This window comes from Micromonospora sp. NBRC 110037, assembly GCF_001652995.1.
In the GTDB taxonomy this organism is placed as follows: Bacteria; Actinomycetota; Actinomycetes; order Mycobacteriales; family Micromonosporaceae; genus Micromonospora; species Micromonospora chalcea.
Genome location: NZ_BBVA01000003.1, coordinates 378,862 through 393,869 on the forward strand (window position 1 = coordinate 378,862; position 15,008 = coordinate 393,869).

Consider the following 15,008-nt stretch of genomic DNA (forward strand, 5'->3'; position numbering starts at 1 on the left):
GGTTGCGCCGTTCGTCGTTCGCCCACCGTCGTCCGCCAAAGGTCCAGAGCATCCCAGCGGCACATGTTCGGATCATGTGAATTCACATCTACACGCGCAAACCATCGTCGATGTCACTTCTCGGCAACATGATCGGACGCTGAGTGACGTCGAAGCTCACTCAGCGTCGCCCAGAATGGACTGACGTGAAGCCGACTCATCGGCCGAGGTTGCACAGACGTCCGGTTCGGCTACTTTTCCGGTCCGGTGCACGGGACTGCGTACGGCGACCTCCCGGGGCACCGAACGCCCCGCCGTCGCCGGAGGAGACACACCATGACAGTCCCCGCGCCGCGGGTCCGTCGGCGGCCCGCCGTACCGGGCCGCGCGCTTCCCCTGCTGCTGGTGCTGGCGCTGCTCGTACCGCTCGGGTTCATCTTCGCCCAGTCCGAGAGCAGCGCCGCGGACGACCACGACCTGGCGAGCCGGGAACGGCTCGGTGTGCGCTACCTGCGCGCCCTCGGCCCGATCACCGACGCGCTGGTGGAGGCCCAGGCGATAGCGGTCGCCGAGGGAGCCGTCTCCCGGGGCGCGCTCACCGCCGCGATCGAGGGCGTCGCCGAGGTGGACAGCGCCGTCGGCGACGAGTTGCGCACCCACGAGCGCTGGGCCGGGCTGCGGGCGAAGCTCGAGTCGCTGCCGGACCGCGGGCTCGGCGACCCCGAGGCGGCCTTCCGGGCCTACGGCGAGGCGTCCGACCTGCTCCTGGCCCTCTACCGCAAGGTGCGGGAGAGCTCCGGGCTGATCCGCGACCCGCGCTCGGACTCGTTCTTCCTCCAGGACGGCATCGGCGGTGACCTGCCCACCGCGACCGTGCTGGCCGGGCGGCTCGTCGACCTGGCCCGGCTGGCGGCCAAGCGCCCCGCCGCCGAGCGCGCGCGGACCGGCGCGGAACTGGCCGAGCTGCGCGTCGCCGCGCTCGGCCCGGCCACCGACCTCGTCGCCGACCTGCGCTCCGCCGTCGACAGCTCGGAGAGCACCGACCTGGGCGCCAACGTGCTCACCCCGCTGGACACCTACCAGCGCTCGCTGGAGACGTTCTCGGTGTACTCGGCGCCCGGCGGCGGGCGGTCCGCGCCGAGCACCGACCAGCTCACCCAGGCCGGCATCACCGCGCAGAACGCCGCCAAGCAGCTCCGGACGGTCATCCTCGACCAGCTCGACGCGCTGCTGAAGGAACGGCTGGACGCGATCGACCGGGACCGCCTGCTGGGCCGGGCCGCGGCCGGCACCGCTGTCGCGCTGCTCGCCGGGATCGCCGCGCTGCACCTCGCCGCGCTACGGCGGGCGCGGGCGGCCGGCCCTCCCCCGGCGCGCCGCACGCCGGCCGAGGCCGGACCGCCACCGGCGGTCCACGGGGACCCGCCGATCACCGTGTCCGAGGGTGACCGCCAGCCGGTCGCCGTCGGCCGGGGCGGCGACGCCGACCGGTGGAGGCCGTTCGATGCTGCTCGCTAGGTTACGGATCCGGGGCAAGCTCGCCCTGCTGGTGATCATCCCGCTGCTCAGCATGGTCGGGCTGGCCGTTCCGGTGGTCATCGACCGGGTGGCCGCCGCGCAGCGGGCCGCCGACACCGCCGAGACGGTCCGCATCGCCAGCCGGGTCGGCAGCCTGGTCCAGGATCTCCAGCAGGAACGCCTGCTCTCGGTCGGGCTGCTGCTCGGACGGGTGTCCCGCACCGAGCTGATCCAGAAGTCGGCCACCGTCGACGACCGGGTCGCCGATCTGCGCGCCGAGACGCTGCCGGCGACGGTCCGCGAGAGCCTCGACGGGGTACGCAAGCTGGACGACGTCCGCACCGCCACGCTCGCCGGCCGGGCCAGGCCGGACCAGATCCTGACCGCGTTCAGCGAGGTCGACACCGCCCTGATCGACGCGCTGCGACTGCCGTACCAGGTGGACACGGACACCGCCGCCGGGCGGCAGGTGCTCGCCCTGGACGCGTTGCTGCGCGTCGACGAGGCGCTCAGCTCCTGCACCACCCAGATCGTGCTGGTCAAGGCGACCGGCGACCCGCGGATGTCGCGGTCGTTCGTGGCGTGCATGGCGGCGCTCAACGTCGACAACCGGCGCTTCCGCCGGCTGATCACGCCGGAGCAGCTCAAGGTGGCCGAGCTGGACGACGCGGCGGTGGCCGCGCGGACCAGCCCGACGTTCCTGGTGGACAGCCTCCGGGACCCCGACGCGGCGATCGCGCCGGTCTCGCTGGACGTGCTCTTCCCCGCGTCCCGGTCGATGATCACGCTGGGCCAGTTCGTCGAGAAGAAGGTCGTCGCGGACGTCATCGCGGAGACCCGCGCCCGGGAGCGGGAGGCTCTGACCGCGGCCTGGCTGGTCACCGTGGCGGCGGGCGTCATCCTGCTGGTCGTGGTGCTGCTGAGCATGACGGTGGCCCGTACCGTCGCCCGCCCGCTGAGCCGGCTCACCCGCTCCGCCGAGCGGGTCGCCCGGGTCGCCGAGGCGGAGCTGACCCGGGTCGCCGACGACGAGTCCGAGAGCGTGCCCCCGGTACGCCTCGACCCGGTGGAGGTGAGCGCCCGGGACGAGATCGGTGAGCTGGCCCGCGCGTTCGACCGGGTGCAGCACACCGCCGCCCGGCTGGTCGAGCGGCAGGTGGCCGGACGCCGCAACGTGGCGCAGATGTTCGGCCACGTCGGACGGCGTACCCAGAACCTGGTCGGCCGCCAGATCGCGCTCATCGACCGGCTGGAGCGGCAGGAGACGGACCCGGGCCGGCTGGAGCACCTGTACCGGCTGGACCACATCTCCAGCCGTCTGCGCCGCAACGCGGGCAGCCTGGTGGTGCTCTCCGGCGCCACCGGCTCGGACGGCCACGTGGCGCCGGTCCCGCTGGCCGACGTGGTCCGGCTCGCGCTCGGCGAGATCGAGGACTACACCCGCGTCGACGTGGAGGTGCCGCCCGGCGTCGCGGCGGCGCCGGCGATCGTCGGCGACCTGGTGCTGACACTGGCCGAGCTGATGGAGAACGCCACCTCCTTCTCGGCGCCGCACACCCGCGTGGTGGTGACCGGCGAGCTGACCGACGGCGGCGCCCGGCTCGTGGTGGTCGACCACGGCATCGGCCTGACCGAGGAGCGGATGGCCGAGGAGAACGCGCGGTTCGACCGCCGGGAGCGGCTCGACCTCGCCCCGACCGAGGTGCTCGGCCTCTTCGTCGTCGGCCGGCTGGCCCGGCGGCACGGCTGGCACGTCCGGCTGACGCCGACCCCCGGGGGCGGAGTCACCGCCACCCTGGAGGTCCCGGCCGACTCGCTCGTGGTCCGCCGCCCCGAGCCGGTCTTCGCCACCGCCACGCTGGCCGCTGTGCCGCCCGGCGGGCACGAGCACGGGACGGCAGCGGTCGAACCGCCCGCCGGCTTCGACGCGGAGCTGCTGAGCCGGGCCACCCGCAGCATGTCCAGCGGCGACCCGTGGAACGCCTTCGGCAAGCGGGACGACGCTCCGGAGCCGGCCGAGGATCCGGGCCTGCCCACCGCCGGCGCGCCGCCCGCCTGGCCGCCGGCCGCAGGTGCGCCCGCCACCCGGCCGGCCGGGCCGGTGGCGCACCCCGGCCGTACCTCCCCGCCGACACCGGTCGTCGGCCCGGTCCCGGTCGCTCCCCCGGCCGCCGGGCCGACGACCGGCCCGACCCGCACCGCGCCGGCCGGCCCAGCCCTGACCCCACCGGCGGGTCCGGCCCTGACGCCGCCCGCCGGCCCGGCCCTCGCACCGGCCGCCGGGGCCGGCCTGGCCGTCGGGCCGTCGTCGCCACCGGCTGTCCGGCCGGCGCGCACGCCGACCGTCGGGTCCGCGCCCGTACCGACCGCCGGACCGGCGTCGGCCCCGCCGGTCGGTCCGGCCCGCACGGCGCCCCCCGCCGGTGGTCGCCCGTCGGTCCCGGCCGGGCCGGAACCGGTCGGCCCGCCCACCGGACGGCCCGGCACGCGGTCGCCGATCCGGCAGCGGGTGCCCGGCGCGAACCTCCCGGCCCCCGCGCCCACCACCCCGGCCGCCCCGGCGACCGGCGGGCCGCTGGTCGGCGTACCGGCCGATCCGGCCTCCGTCCGGGCCCTGGTCGAGGCGTTCCAGGACGGCGTACGCCGGGCCGAGGGCCACACCACCCTCGTCCCGCCCGCAACGGAGCGTCCCCGGCTGAGCCGGCGGGTGCCGGGCGCGAACCTGGCCGACACCCCGGTCCAGTCCACGCCCCCGGCCAGCTCCGACCCCGGCGACCCCGTCGAGGTCCGCAATCTCGTCAACGAATTCGAGGCGGGCGTCGCCCGCGCTCTGCGCGAAGTCAGCCCAGACCGTCATTACGAAGAGGACCCATCACGGTGACCAGCCCCTTCTTGCACGACAACATCGAACAGAGCGCCGCCGGCGACCTCAGCCCCGAGGCGCGCACCTTCAACTGGCTGCTCGACTCGTTCACCTCCAGCACCGCCGGGGTGATGGAGGCGATCGCGGTCTCCTCGGACGGGCTGCTGATGGCCATGTCCGCCATCAAGGACCGGTCCAACGCGGAACGGCTCGCCGCCGTGGTCTCCGGCATGACCAGCCTCGCCGGAGGCGCCGCGAGCTGGTACGCGCTGGGCGCGCTCAACCGGGTGATCGTCGACATGGCCGAGGGTTACCTGCTGATCAGCGCGATCAGCAGTGGTTCGGTCCTCGGCGTCGTCGCCGACCGGACGGCCAACCTGGGCACCGTGGCGTACGAGATGACGCTCTTCGCCGGCCGGGCCGGCGGCGCCCTGAGTCCCCGCCTGATCGCCGAGCTGAAGAACGCCGTTCAGCAATGATCCCGGGGGCCGCCGGCGCGGACCCGGAGCCGGAACCCGGCATCCGGGTCCGCCCCTTCCTGCACGCGTCCGTTCCGGTTCCGGAGCCGGACGCGGGCGACGGGGAGCCGACCGGCCCGCGCCCGTTCGTGCTGACCGCCGGACGAGTGGACGGCGACCCGGCGATCGGTCTGGAGACCCAGGTCACCGCTCGTCCGGGCAGCACCTCGTGGGCGGTGACGGCCCGGCTGTCCCCGGAACTGGCGGCGATCGTCGCGATCTGCGCCGAGCCCGTCTCGGTGGCGGAGATCTCCGCCCGGACCCGGATGCACTTCGGTGTGACCCGGGTACTCGTCGGCGACCTCCGCGCCGCCGGCCATCTCGACGTGCACGTCGCGGACGGCGACGACGCCCTCGATCCCGACATCATCCTGCGAGTGATTGATGGACTTCGTGCGATCTCCTGAATGGCCGGCGGCGGCCCTGGGCGGGCCGTCCGCGAACAGCGCCCCGAGCCGCTACGGCGGACCGGCCCCGCTGATCGGCCGCGCCACACCGCCACCGCCCACCCCGCCGCTGCCGTACCTGCCGCCCGGGGTGCCGCCCCAGGAACCGGCCCCGATCGTGAGCCGGGTCCCGGCGCCCCGCCCGCCGATCCCGGTCAAGATCCTGATCGCCGGCGGGTTCGGGGTCGGCAAGACCACCACGGTCGGGGCGATCTCGGAGATCGCGCCGCTGACCACCGAGGCCGAGATGACCACCGTCGGGATCGGCATCGACGACCCGGGCGGCGTCGCCGGGAAGACCACCACGACCGTCGCCATGGACTTCGGCTGCGTCACCATCGACCGCAGCCTCAAGCTCTACCTCTTCGGTACGCCCGGTCAGGCGCGGTTCGGTTTCATGTGGGACGACCTGGCCCGGGGGGCGCTCGGCGCGCTCGTGGTGGTGGACAGCGCCCGCCTCGACGACTGCTATCCGGCCATCGACTTCTTCGAACGTTCCGGGCTGCCGTTCGCCGTCGGCGTCAACGCCTTCGACGGGCGGCTGGCCCTCGACCTGCCGTCGATCCGCTGGGCGCTGGCGATCGCGGAGCACGTGCCGCTCGTGCAGTTCGACGCCCGGGACCGGCTCTCCGTCCGGGACGCCCTGCTGGTCGTCCTGGACCGGGCGCTGGACCGGGCGACCCGTTCGGGGCGGCGCGGCGACGGGCCCGCCCCGCAGCCACGGGCGGGCTGAACACCGACAGTCGTTTCGATCCGTTGTCTGGCGAAGGGGTGGACGCCATGAGAGGTGATCTGGACGAGACACTGGCCCGGATGGCGCGGCGCGAGGAGGCGATGCGCCGCCGGGCGCCCGGCGAACCGGCCGGCGGGACCGACCAGGACGTGGTCCCGGAGGAACTGCCGGCCGAGCCGGGCAACGGGCGGGCGGGCCACGGCGCGTACCGGCTGCGGGGCGGCGCGGCGCCGGCGCGGCGTGACCCGGTCGAGGAGGTCGCCGACGCGGTCCGGCGGGTCGTGGCCGACCACCCCGGGGTCGCCGTCACGCTGCGGGTGGAAGTGGGCGACCAGGCGTACCCGCTGCGGGTCTCCTGGTCGGGCCCCGCGGTCACGGTGGGCCCGGCCTCGGCGCCGACGCCCCCGCCGGCGTGGCCCATGTCGGTGAAGACGGTGCCCGCCCCCGGGCAGGACTCGGTCGAGTCGGACCCGGCGGCCCGGCTGGCGGAGATGATCCGGCGGGATCCCTCGCTGCTGGACGGCCCGGACCCGCGCTGAGGCGGCACCTCGTGGTCACGGCGGCTACTGTCGGCGGGTGGCGGAACCCGATCTGACCCTGACCGCGACGCTGCGGCCGGCCGCGCTCGACGCCCGCCGCGGCGTGGTACGCCTGCACCCCGAGGTGCTCACCGCGCTGGCGCTGCGCCCCGGCGATCCGGTGCGGCTGACCGGCCGCCGGACGACCGCCGGCATCGCGGCCGCCGCCGACCCGGGCACCAGCGGCGTCCTGCTGCACGCCGACGACCTGCTGCTCGGCAACCTGGGGCTGCGGGCCGGCGGCCAGGTGACGGTGAGCCCGCTGCCGGCCACCCCGGCGCGCCGGCTCACGCTGGCCGGCCCGGCCGCGGTGGTCGCCGCGGTCCCGCCGGAGATGCTGCGGCTCGCGCTGCTCGGCAAGGTCGTCACGCCCGGCGACGACGTCTCGCTGCTGCCGCAGGACGTGCTCCCGGACGCCGCCGTGCGCGGCCTGATCGAGGCCGCGCGGCGCAGTCTCGCCAGCTCCGTCGGGTACGCCTGGACCAGCACGCTGCTCAACGTCGTGTCCGTCGAGCCGGCGGCCGGCGCGCTCGTCACCATGGACACGGTGGTGGGCTGGGAGCACGGTCCGGCCACCCGGGGCTCCGGCCCGGTGTCCCCGGGCGCGCCCGTCTCCGCCCCCTCGGCCGCGCCGGCCGGGACGGAACGGGCCGAGGGCCTGCTCGGCCCGGAGGACGCCCCGGACGTCGACGAGCTGCCCGGCCTGCGCGCCCAGGCCGAGGAGCTGACCGAGCTGCTGGACCTGGGCTTCCACCACCGTGAGGTGCTGGGCCGGCTCGGCACCACCGTCTCGCTCGGCGTGCTGGTGGAGGGACCGGCGGGCTCAGGCAAGTCAGCGCTCGTGCGCGCCGTCGCGGCCCGGGTCGGCGCGGGTCTGCGCCCGCTCTGGGCGCCGGAGCTGGCCGCGCTCACGAACGACGCGGCGGCCCGCAGGCTCCGCGAGGCGGCGTCGGCGGTACGCGCCGGCGGACCGGCCGTGCTGCTGGTCACCGACGTGGAGGCGATCGCCCCGGCCGACGAGCCGGGTCCGCTGGCCACCGTGTTCCGCCAGGTGGTCGCCGAGGCGCTGCGGGCCGGCGTGGCGGTGGTCTGCACCAGCGGGCGACCGGAGGCGGTGGACCCGGGACTGCGCGGCCCGGATCTGCTGGCGCTGCGGATCACCGTGCCGCTGCCCGACGCGGCGCTGCGCCGGGAACAGCTGACAGTGCTCACCCGGCAGGTGCCGCTGGCCGGCGACGTACGGCTGGACGAGGTGGCCGGCCGTACCCCCGGGTTCGTCGCGGCGGACCTGGCGGCGCTCGTCCGCGAGGCCGGGGTACGCGCGGCGCTGCGGCAGAAGACGGCGGAGACGCCGACGGTGGCGATGACGGACTTCACCGAGGCGCTGGAGGTGGTCCGGCCGACGACGATGTCCGCGTCCACGCTGGAGCTGGCGTCGGTGACGCTCGACGACGTGGGCGGACTGCACGACGTCAAGCAGACGCTCACCGAGTCGGTGCTCTGGCCGCTCACCTACCCGGACACGTTCGCCCGGCTGGGCGTGACGCCGCCGCGCGGGGTGCTGCTCTACGGGCCGCCCGGCTGCGGCAAGACCTACCTGGTCACCGCGCTGGCCGGGTCCGGGCGGGCGAACGTGTTGTCGGTGAAGGGCGCGGAGCTGCTCTCCAAGTGGGTGGGTGAGAGCGAGCGGGCGGTGCGGGAGCTGTTCCGCCGGGCCCGCCAGGCCGCGCCCACGCTGGTGTTCCTGGACGAGGTGGACGCGCTGGCCCCGGTACGCGGGCAGGCCAGCGACGGCGGCACCACCGACCGGGTGGTGGCGGCGCTGCTCACCGAGCTGGACGGGGTGGAGGCGCTGCGCAACGTGGTGGTGGTCGGCGCGACGAACCGGCCGGAGCTGGTCGACCCGGCGCTGCTGCGTCCCGGCCGGCTGGAACGTCTGGTCTACGTGCCGCCGCCGGACGGGCCGGCCCGCGCGGAGATCCTCCGCGCCGCCGCCCGGGGCGTACCGCTCGCGCCGGACGTCGACCTCGACGCGCTCGGCGCCGAGCTGGACGGCTTCTCCGCCGCCGACTGCGCCGCGCTGGTACGGGAGGCGGCGCTCGCCGCCATGCGGGAGTCGCTCAACGCGAGCACCGTGACTGCCGCGCACGTCGGCGCGGCCCGGGACCGTGTCCGGCCGTCGCTGGACCCGGTGCAGCTCGCGCACCTGGAGTCGTACGCCGCCGGCCGGTCCTGACCGGTCAGCGCTCGTCGCGGCGGCGGGCACGCTCCGGCGCCGTGAGGACCGGCTCGTCGGCGTACTCGTCGTCGGCGAAGTCGTTGCCCTCGTCGTAGGCGGCGTACTCGTCGTCGGCCGGCCCGGTCTCTCCCCGCTCCTCCCGGAGCGCGGTCTCGTGGTCCTTGACGACCTGGGAGTCCTCGATCTCGCCGCGCCAGCCCTCGACCGCGTCCGGGTCGAGCACGGTCCGGGTCATCACGTGCCGGACGAAGTGCTTCAGCTCCAGCCGGACCCGGCGGCCCTGGGCCCGCCACAGGTTGCCGGTGTGCTCGAAGAAGCCCTGCGGGTGGTACTGCAGCACGACCAGGATCCGGGTCAGCTCCGGGGCGACCTCGTGGAAGCTGACGCTGCCGTCGACCGAGCCCTTCTCGCCGGTGGACCGCCAGTGGATGAGCCGGTCCGGGATCTGCCGCACGATCGTCGACTCCCAGGTCCGGTGCGACCAGAGCACCTGCGCCTTCCAGGTCATCTTCTCGTCGTCGCAGTCGGCCTGTTCGACCTTCTTCATGAAGCTCGGGAAGTCGCCGAACGTCGTCCACTGGTTGTAGGCGACCCGGACCGGTACGCCGACCTCGATGGTCTCGACGATGTTGGTGACCTTGAGCTTCCGGCCGCCGTCGCCGCCGCCCTTGCGGCCGAACGCCGCCATCAGCTTCTCCCTACCGCCGGCCACGCCGGCATGGAACATGGCCTTCACCGGGGAGCTGCCCTCGGCGAGCTTCCGCGCGCCGGTGGCGGCGGCGACCAGGCCGGGGTCGCCGCCCTGCTGCGCGTACTCGCTGAGTCGTCCGGTCGCGGCGGTGACCCGGTCGCTGATCGCCTGGACGGCCCGTTCACCGAGCGCCGAGGCGAGGTTGCGCAGCTCGCCGCCGATCTCGTCGCGTACCCGGCCGGTCAGATCGGTCGTCGCCATCGTCACCGCCCCCGCTGCTGTCGGTCCGGCGCCTCGGGCTGCTCGTCCAGCTCCGGTTCCTCGTCCGGCGCGGAACGCTCGGCGTCCGGCCGGCCCGGGCCGCTCCGGCGGCGCAGCGCGTCGGCCCCGTCGCGCAGCCGGCCGCCGATCGCGTCGATGCCGCTGCCGGCGGCGGCGGTCGCCGCGGCCCGCCCGGCCGCCACCAGCGGCGGCGCCAGCCCGCCGAGGTTGCGCAGCTGCGGACTGGCGCCCATCAGATCCGCGCCGAGCCGCTTGATGCCGCCGGGACGCTGGCTGGCTCGCCCGGCGGCGACCGCCGCGGCGAGCGTCAACGCGGTACGCATCTTCCTCCGGCGACCCAGCAGGTAGCCGAAGCCCACCGCCAGCGCCACCCGTGCTCCGCTTTTCATCCGCTCTCCTCCGCACTCCCCGGGGCGCGAACTACCCGTCACCCCGTTGGGAAAACATTTCCTCAGGGGAACGGAAAAGGCGGCCGAAACTTCACGTCAAGCGTCAGGGAGCTGCAAGAACGGGTTTCAGCGGATCGGCAGCGCCGAGTCGAGGCACATTCGGGCGTGCACTTCTCCGCCCTCCTCGCGCAATTCCGCACCGCATTTACGAAGAACGGAGAGAGCGCCCGCGTTGTCCGGCGTGGTGTCCGCGACCACTGTGTGCATCCCGGCCGCCGCGGCGGTGTGCAGCAGCTGCCGCAGCGCGGCGGCGCCGAGACCTCGGCCCCGGGCGGAGCGGCCCAGCCACATGCCCGTCTCCACAGTGCCGGGCTCGTCCCGGCGGGTCATCCGGATCATGCCGACGACCTCGCCGCCGGAGACGATCGCGTACATGGCGGTGCGGGTCGGGCCGTCGAGTCCGCCGAGGTTCGCCCGGTGGAACTCCCGGAACGCGTCCCGGCGGGCGAGCGACCAGCCCGCGGGCGCCTGCACCGGAGGCATCACGTCCTCCGGTTCCGCCTCCGCCGCCGCTACGGAGAGCAACGGTTCCAGGTTCCGCTCGTCCACCGGCTCCAGCCGTACCGCACCCGTCACGAGGCGCAGTCTGCCGCTACCTGTCCGGGCCGTCCACCCCTTTGGGCCCGGATTGCCGCTATGGCCGACCGCCTCGGCCGGTCGTACCCCCGGGGTGTTCCGCCTCACGCTGCGTTGTCATCCGACCGGGTGTTCCGGCGTGAGCGTGCTCACGCCGGAGGAGCGAACTCGCACAGCACCACCGAGGCGTCGTCGGTGCGCTTGCGCCGCCGCAGCCGCTCCGGGTGGTCCCGCTCGGCCGCGCGGACCCGATCGATCAGCCCTTCCGGGCCCGCCACGGTCAGCACCTCCAGCAGCCCGGCCCAGTCGAACAGGCCGAACTGGTCGACCGCGCAGGAGGCGCCGTCGCTGAGCAGCGCGGCCCGGCGCAGCGCACCCGGACCGCGCAGCGGAAGCGTGCCGGTCAGCGCGTGGTACGCCGCGTCCGGGTCGCTCGCCGCCGTCCAGTAGCCGTGGGTGCGGTTCATCCGGGTCCGCTGCACCGTCGTCGCCCGCCGGAACCGGGTCGCCGGGTCGGTCTCGCCGTCGGGCAGCGCGGCGGCGCTGCGACGCAGGTCGGCCACCGCGTCCGCGAGCCGGTCGTCGGTGACCACCTCGATCCCGCGGTCGGTGTCGAGCACCAGCGGGCTGTCGCAGAGCACCAGGTAGTCGACCCGGTCGCCGCTTTCCCGCAGCAGGCAGACGGTGGACGAGGGGGTGCCGGGATGGTCCAGGTCGCACGTCCCGCCGTGGTCGGCCCGGACCGCGAGGATCGCCGCCGCGAGGCTGCTCATCAGCGTGGCGGCGGGCCGGGCCGCGATCGCCAGGCCGATCCGGGCGGCCAGGTGCCGGACGTACCAGGCGGGACCGTGCACGCATCCGGTGTCGAAGCCCTCCGGCACGGTGGCCCCGTCGAGGACGCCGACGAGCGGGCCGATCCGGAAGACCACGTCCTCGTTCTCCGGGCGGCCCGGCGCCGGGTCGGAGGCGGAACGCACCCGCATCACCGGCGCCTCCCCGGCCGGGCGGGCCGGCCTGCTGCCGATCGCGTACCGGCGGTCCGGTGCTCCCATCGTCGCCTCCGTTCGTCGTCGCCGGCCGCCTACCCGGCCCGCGCCAGGTCATCCGCCACCGGCCCGATCGCGGTAACCCTGCGTCATCACTCCCGCGCTTTCGGTAGCGTCGGACGCGACCGGGTCGGTCTCGGTGACAGGGGGATTCGAGATGTTGGAGCGGTTGCACGAGGGCGGCATCCGGGCGGAGCACGCATACCTCGCCGGGTTCGTCAGCATCGGCCTCTCGGTCACCAGTTGGTTCCTCTCCAAGCACATGGAGCGCGCCGGAGTGGCGCGGGCGGACCGCTGGGGCATCTTCATCGGCGAGTGGGCGCCGACGTTCTTCGCCATCGGCAACGGGCTGCGCACGTACGAGAAGTGAGGCGGGTCAGCGCCGCCGGTTGCGGGCCCGCGACGAGCGCAGCCGGCGCAGCCGGCCGATCAGCACCGGATCGGCGGCGAGCGCGGCCGGGTGGTCGAGCAGCGCGTTGAGCAGCTGGTAGTAGCGGGTCGCGGAGAGCCCGAACGTGTCCCGGATGGCCTGTTCCTTGGCTCCGGCGTGCTTCCACCACTGCGCCTCGAAGGCGAGGATCCGCTGCTCCCGCTCGGTGAGGCCGGCCGGCGTCGTGCCCGCGGCGCCCGTATCCGCCGCTTCCGGACCGGGCTGCTCGACCGGCGCGGTGGACTCGACGGGCGGCGACCCGGGCCGGACGGACTCCGACGGTGCGGTGGACTCGACGGGCGGAGCGGTGCGCGGTGGCGGAACCGTCCCGCCCGCGTGGCGCGTACCCGCTGCCGGGCCGGACGGGTCGACGGCGGCCCGCTGCGAGGCGTCGGCGGACATGGCGCTCCTCTCCGACGGCGGGTGACCGGCACGCGGAGCGCGCCGGCCGGGGGAGCCCCAGCGTAACCAGGGCCGCCCCCGGCCGCATCGGACGCGGGGTCCGCGCCGCCGGGGGGAGCCGGCGGCGCGGACCAGGTCAGGCGATGTCCCGCCGCCGCATCGTCCAGAACGCGGCCACGACCGCGCCCACCAGGGCCACGCCGAACACCACAGCCGACTGCTGCCAGGTGACCACGTACGTGGCCGGCTCGCAGGCGCCCTGGGAGAACTGACAGGTGTCGTAGTCGAACAGTTCCGCCTGCTTCAGGAACCACGACTGGGCGTACGTGGAGAGCACGTACCGGTCGCCGAACTGCACCCCGAGCACGGCGACCGCGATCCGGATGCCGATCTCACTCACCGCGAAGATGCCCACCGCCGCGCCGAGCGCCATCGCCGTGTGCCGGCCCAGCGAGGCCAGCGCGAACCCGACCGCCGCCACGAGGAGCGTCATGCCCAGCGCGCGCAGCCCGTCCAGCCCGATCGACTGCCACACCCCGGCGGTCATCTTCGCGGTACTGCCCCGCTGGCCGGCGATCAGCCAGAACGCCGCCGTCCAGAGCGCGCCGAGCACCACGGTCAGGCCGAACACCGTGGTCAGCAGGGCGGCCAGCTTCGTGCCCAGCACGGTCAGCCGCTTCGGTCGCCACAACAGCAGGTTCATCATCCCGCCGGTGTTCCACTCGGCGCCCACGAAGGAGGCGCCGACGATGAAGCCGAACAGCGCCACGGAGGCGGCGAACACGGCGATGAACATGGGGAACTCGGCCCGGAAGTCGAACTGGTACGGCAGGTACCACTTCGCCTCGAACATGTCGGGCTGCGGCTGGTAGTCCTTGCCGCAGTTCGGGCCGTACCGCTCCTCGGTCTTCTCGCCGCGCGCCTGGACCGCCTCGCACTCCGCGACGTTACGCTTCCAGTCCGTCATCGCGGACTGGTAGTCGTTGTTCGCCTTGGCCTCGGCCTCGGCCACCACCACGGGCGAGAGCTTCTCGCTGGAGAAACTGAACGCGGTCGCGACGGTGGCCAGGCCGAGCACCAGGAGCACGAGCATCAGCCGGGTCAGCCGGCGCTTGCCGAGCCGGCGCAGCTCGGTGACGAACAGGCTCATGCGCCCCAACCTCCTGCGGTGCCGGTCTGGTCGACCTTGGCGGACTGATCGACCTGACGGTGCTGGCCGGGGACCGGCGCGGTGGCGGTCAGTTCGAGGAAGACGCTCTCCAGGTCGACGGCGACCGGGGTGAGCTCGCTGACGTACAGGCCCTGCTCGGCGAGCAGGCGGCTGACGGTGGCCGGCTTGTCCACACCGGACAGCATCAGGTGGTCCGGCTCGGCGGTCACGCCGACCCCGGCACGGCTGAGCGCGTCGGCGGCCTGGGGCAGGTCGTCGACCGCCTCCAGGCGTACCCGCACGGCGCCCTGGGAGTGGGCCGCGAGCACCTGGTCGACCGGTCCGAACGCGACCCGGCGGCCGAGCGAGATGATGGTGACCGAGTCGCAGATGAGTTGGATCTCGCCCAGGATGTGGCTGGAGAGCACCACCGTCATACCGGCCTCGGACAGCTCCCGCATCAGGCCGCGCATCTCCCGGATGCCGCCCGGGTCGAGCCCGTTCGCCGGCTCGTCGAGGATCAGCAGCTTGGGGTTCTTGAGCAGCGCGGAGGCGACCGCGAGGCGCTGCTTCATGCCGAGCGAGTAGGTCTTGACCCGCTCACCCGCCCGGTCGCGCAGCCCGACCAGCTCCAGCACCTCGTCCACGCGCTGCTTGGGCAGCTCACCCGCCTGGGCGAGCAGGCCCAGCGTGTCCCGCGCGCTGAAGTGCGGGAAGAACTGCGGACTCTCCACGATGGCGCCGACCTGCCCGGCGACGGCCGGCAGCGCGTGCGGCAGCTCCTGACCGAGGATCGCCATCCGGCCGCCGTTCGGCTTGATCAGGCCGAGCAGCGTACGCAACGTGGTGGTCTTGCCCGACCCGTTCGGGCCGAGGAAGCCGTGCACCTGGCCGGCTTCCACTCGCATGTCGAAACCGTCGAGCGCGTGGCGGACCCCGCGCTTCCGGCTCCGGTACGTCTTGCGGAGACCTTCGATCTCCAGGACAGCCGACACAGCTGACCTCCCCCGATAAGTAGGCGTCAGCGACACCATACGCGGTATGCACCGGATGGCAATACCCGGTATGCAGTGTCGGCGTGTCGAGGCGCGTCGAGGCGCGTTAAAAA

At 74.5% G+C, this 15,008-nt stretch carries 15 protein-coding genes; 8 read left to right on the plus strand and 7 right to left on the minus strand.

Going from position 1 to position 15,008, the window contains the following annotated elements:
- The first annotated feature begins 315 nt into the window (after nucleotides 1-315).
- From A4R25_RS11760 to A4R25_RS11790, 7 genes are read left to right on the plus strand one after another with little or no spacing between them, the layout of a single operon-like run.
- Nucleotides 316-1,497 carry a hypothetical protein gene (locus tag A4R25_RS11760; protein WP_064446735.1) on the plus strand — a complete coding sequence of 394 codons (1,182 nt, stop codon included), beginning with the start codon at nucleotides 316-318 and terminating at the stop codon, nucleotides 1,495-1,497.
- The gene (locus A4R25_RS11765) at nucleotides 1,484-4,378 is read left to right on the plus strand and encodes a nitrate- and nitrite sensing domain-containing protein (protein ID WP_064446853.1); all 2,895 of its coding nucleotides are present in this window, start codon (nucleotides 1,484-1,486) and stop codon (nucleotides 4,376-4,378) included. Before A4R25_RS11760 ends, A4R25_RS11765 begins: the two co-directional genes overlap by 14 nt.
- Nucleotides 4,375-4,839 carry a roadblock/LC7 domain-containing protein gene (locus A4R25_RS11770; RefSeq protein ID WP_043327977.1) on the plus strand — a complete coding sequence of 155 codons (465 nt, stop codon included), beginning with the start codon at nucleotides 4,375-4,377 and terminating at the stop codon, nucleotides 4,837-4,839. Before A4R25_RS11765 ends, A4R25_RS11770 begins: the two co-directional genes overlap by 4 nt.
- Nucleotides 4,836-5,285: a DUF742 domain-containing protein gene (locus A4R25_RS11775; RefSeq protein WP_043327976.1), complete on the plus strand. Its 450-nt coding sequence runs from the start codon at nucleotides 4,836-4,838 to the stop codon at nucleotides 5,283-5,285. Before A4R25_RS11770 ends, A4R25_RS11775 begins: the two co-directional genes overlap by 4 nt.
- Nucleotides 5,263-6,057, plus strand: a complete 795-nt coding sequence (locus tag A4R25_RS11780) for an ATP/GTP-binding protein (protein ID WP_176722823.1) — start codon at nucleotides 5,263-5,265, stop codon at nucleotides 6,055-6,057. Before A4R25_RS11775 ends, A4R25_RS11780 begins: the two co-directional genes overlap by 23 nt.
- Before the next feature lie 47 nt (nucleotides 6,058-6,104).
- Entirely contained in the window at nucleotides 6,105-6,596 is a 492-nt protein-coding gene (locus A4R25_RS11785; protein ID WP_043330885.1) for a hypothetical protein, read from the plus strand.
- A gap of 37 nt (nucleotides 6,597-6,633) precedes the next feature.
- Nucleotides 6,634-8,871 carry an AAA family ATPase gene (locus A4R25_RS11790; RefSeq protein WP_043327975.1) on the plus strand — a complete coding sequence of 746 codons (2,238 nt, stop codon included), beginning with the start codon at nucleotides 6,634-6,636 and terminating at the stop codon, nucleotides 8,869-8,871.
- A gap of 4 nt (nucleotides 8,872-8,875) precedes the next feature.
- Here the strand turns inward: A4R25_RS11790 and A4R25_RS11795 are convergent, their stop codons facing one another.
- The 4 genes from A4R25_RS11795 to A4R25_RS11810 form a co-directional block, all read right to left on the minus strand.
- The gene (locus A4R25_RS11795) at nucleotides 8,876-9,826 is read right to left on the minus strand and encodes an SRPBCC family protein (protein WP_082930987.1); all 951 of its coding nucleotides are present in this window, start codon (nucleotides 9,824-9,826) and stop codon (nucleotides 8,876-8,878) included.
- Between the two features lie 2 nt (nucleotides 9,827-9,828).
- Nucleotides 9,829-10,236, minus strand: coding sequence for a hypothetical protein (locus A4R25_RS11800; RefSeq protein ID WP_043327974.1), 408 nt, complete (start codon nucleotides 10,234-10,236; stop codon nucleotides 9,829-9,831).
- Nucleotides 10,237-10,362: 126 nt separating this feature from the next.
- Nucleotides 10,363-10,872: a GNAT family N-acetyltransferase gene (locus A4R25_RS11805; protein ID WP_043327973.1), complete on the minus strand. Its 510-nt coding sequence runs from the start codon at nucleotides 10,870-10,872 to the stop codon at nucleotides 10,363-10,365.
- A 149-nt stretch (nucleotides 10,873-11,021) separates the two neighbouring features.
- A complete protein-coding gene (locus A4R25_RS11810; protein ID WP_064446736.1) occupies nucleotides 11,022-11,924 on the minus strand; it encodes a hypothetical protein in 903 nt (300 codons plus the stop codon).
- A 151-nt stretch (nucleotides 11,925-12,075) separates the two neighbouring features.
- Between A4R25_RS11810 and A4R25_RS11815 the strand changes: the two genes are divergently transcribed.
- A complete protein-coding gene (locus A4R25_RS11815; RefSeq protein ID WP_013288875.1) occupies nucleotides 12,076-12,288 on the plus strand; it encodes a hypothetical protein in 213 nt (70 codons plus the stop codon).
- A 6-nt stretch (nucleotides 12,289-12,294) separates the two neighbouring features.
- Here A4R25_RS11815 and A4R25_RS11820 read toward each other — a convergent pair whose 3' ends face one another.
- The 3 genes from A4R25_RS11820 to A4R25_RS11830 all read right to left on the minus strand — a co-directional run bounded on the left by A4R25_RS11820 (nucleotide 12,295) and on the right by A4R25_RS11830 (nucleotide 14,895).
- Nucleotides 12,295-12,750 (minus strand): DUF3263 domain-containing protein, encoded by a 456-nt coding sequence (locus A4R25_RS11820; RefSeq protein WP_064446737.1) that lies wholly within the window; start codon nucleotides 12,748-12,750, stop codon nucleotides 12,295-12,297.
- 136 nt (nucleotides 12,751-12,886) lie between these two features.
- Nucleotides 12,887-13,900, minus strand: a complete 1,014-nt coding sequence (locus A4R25_RS11825; protein ID WP_064446738.1) for an ABC transporter permease subunit — start codon at nucleotides 13,898-13,900, stop codon at nucleotides 12,887-12,889.
- Nucleotides 13,897-14,895: an ATP-binding cassette domain-containing protein gene (locus A4R25_RS11830; RefSeq protein ID WP_043327969.1), complete on the minus strand. Its 999-nt coding sequence runs from the start codon at nucleotides 14,893-14,895 to the stop codon at nucleotides 13,897-13,899. Before A4R25_RS11830 ends, A4R25_RS11825 begins: the two co-directional genes overlap by 4 nt.
- Between the last annotated feature and the right edge of the window lie 113 nt (nucleotides 14,896-15,008).

What these genes read in the sequence shown, in the direction of transcription:
- A4R25_RS11795 (WP_082930987.1), bottom strand. Translation starts at nt 9,826, where the DNA reads ATGGCGACGACCGATCTGACCGGCCGGGTACGCGACGAGATCGGCGGC.
- A4R25_RS11780 (WP_176722823.1), top strand. Translation starts at nt 5,263, where the DNA reads ATGGACTTCGTGCGATCTCCTGAATGGCCGGCGGCGGCCCTGGGCGGG.
- A4R25_RS11820 (WP_064446737.1), bottom strand. Translation starts at nt 12,750, where the DNA reads ATGTCCGCCGACGCCTCGCAGCGGGCCGCCGTCGACCCGTCCGGCCCG.
- A4R25_RS11810 (WP_064446736.1), bottom strand. Translation starts at nt 11,924, where the DNA reads ATGGGAGCACCGGACCGCCGGTACGCGATCGGCAGCAGGCCGGCCCGC.
- A4R25_RS11825 (WP_064446738.1), bottom strand. Translation starts at nt 13,900, where the DNA reads ATGAGCCTGTTCGTCACCGAGCTGCGCCGGCTCGGCAAGCGCCGGCTG.
- A4R25_RS11815 (WP_013288875.1), top strand. Translation starts at nt 12,076, where the DNA reads ATGTTGGAGCGGTTGCACGAGGGCGGCATCCGGGCGGAGCACGCATAC.
- A4R25_RS11800 (WP_043327974.1), bottom strand. Translation starts at nt 10,236, where the DNA reads ATGAAAAGCGGAGCACGGGTGGCGCTGGCGGTGGGCTTCGGCTACCTG.
- A4R25_RS11760 (WP_064446735.1), top strand. Translation starts at nt 316, where the DNA reads ATGACAGTCCCCGCGCCGCGGGTCCGTCGGCGGCCCGCCGTACCGGGC.
- A4R25_RS11775 (WP_043327976.1), top strand. Translation starts at nt 4,836, where the DNA reads ATGATCCCGGGGGCCGCCGGCGCGGACCCGGAGCCGGAACCCGGCATC.
- A4R25_RS11785 (WP_043330885.1), top strand. Translation starts at nt 6,105, where the DNA reads ATGAGAGGTGATCTGGACGAGACACTGGCCCGGATGGCGCGGCGCGAG.
- A4R25_RS11765 (WP_064446853.1), top strand. Translation starts at nt 1,484, where the DNA reads ATGCTGCTCGCTAGGTTACGGATCCGGGGCAAGCTCGCCCTGCTGGTG.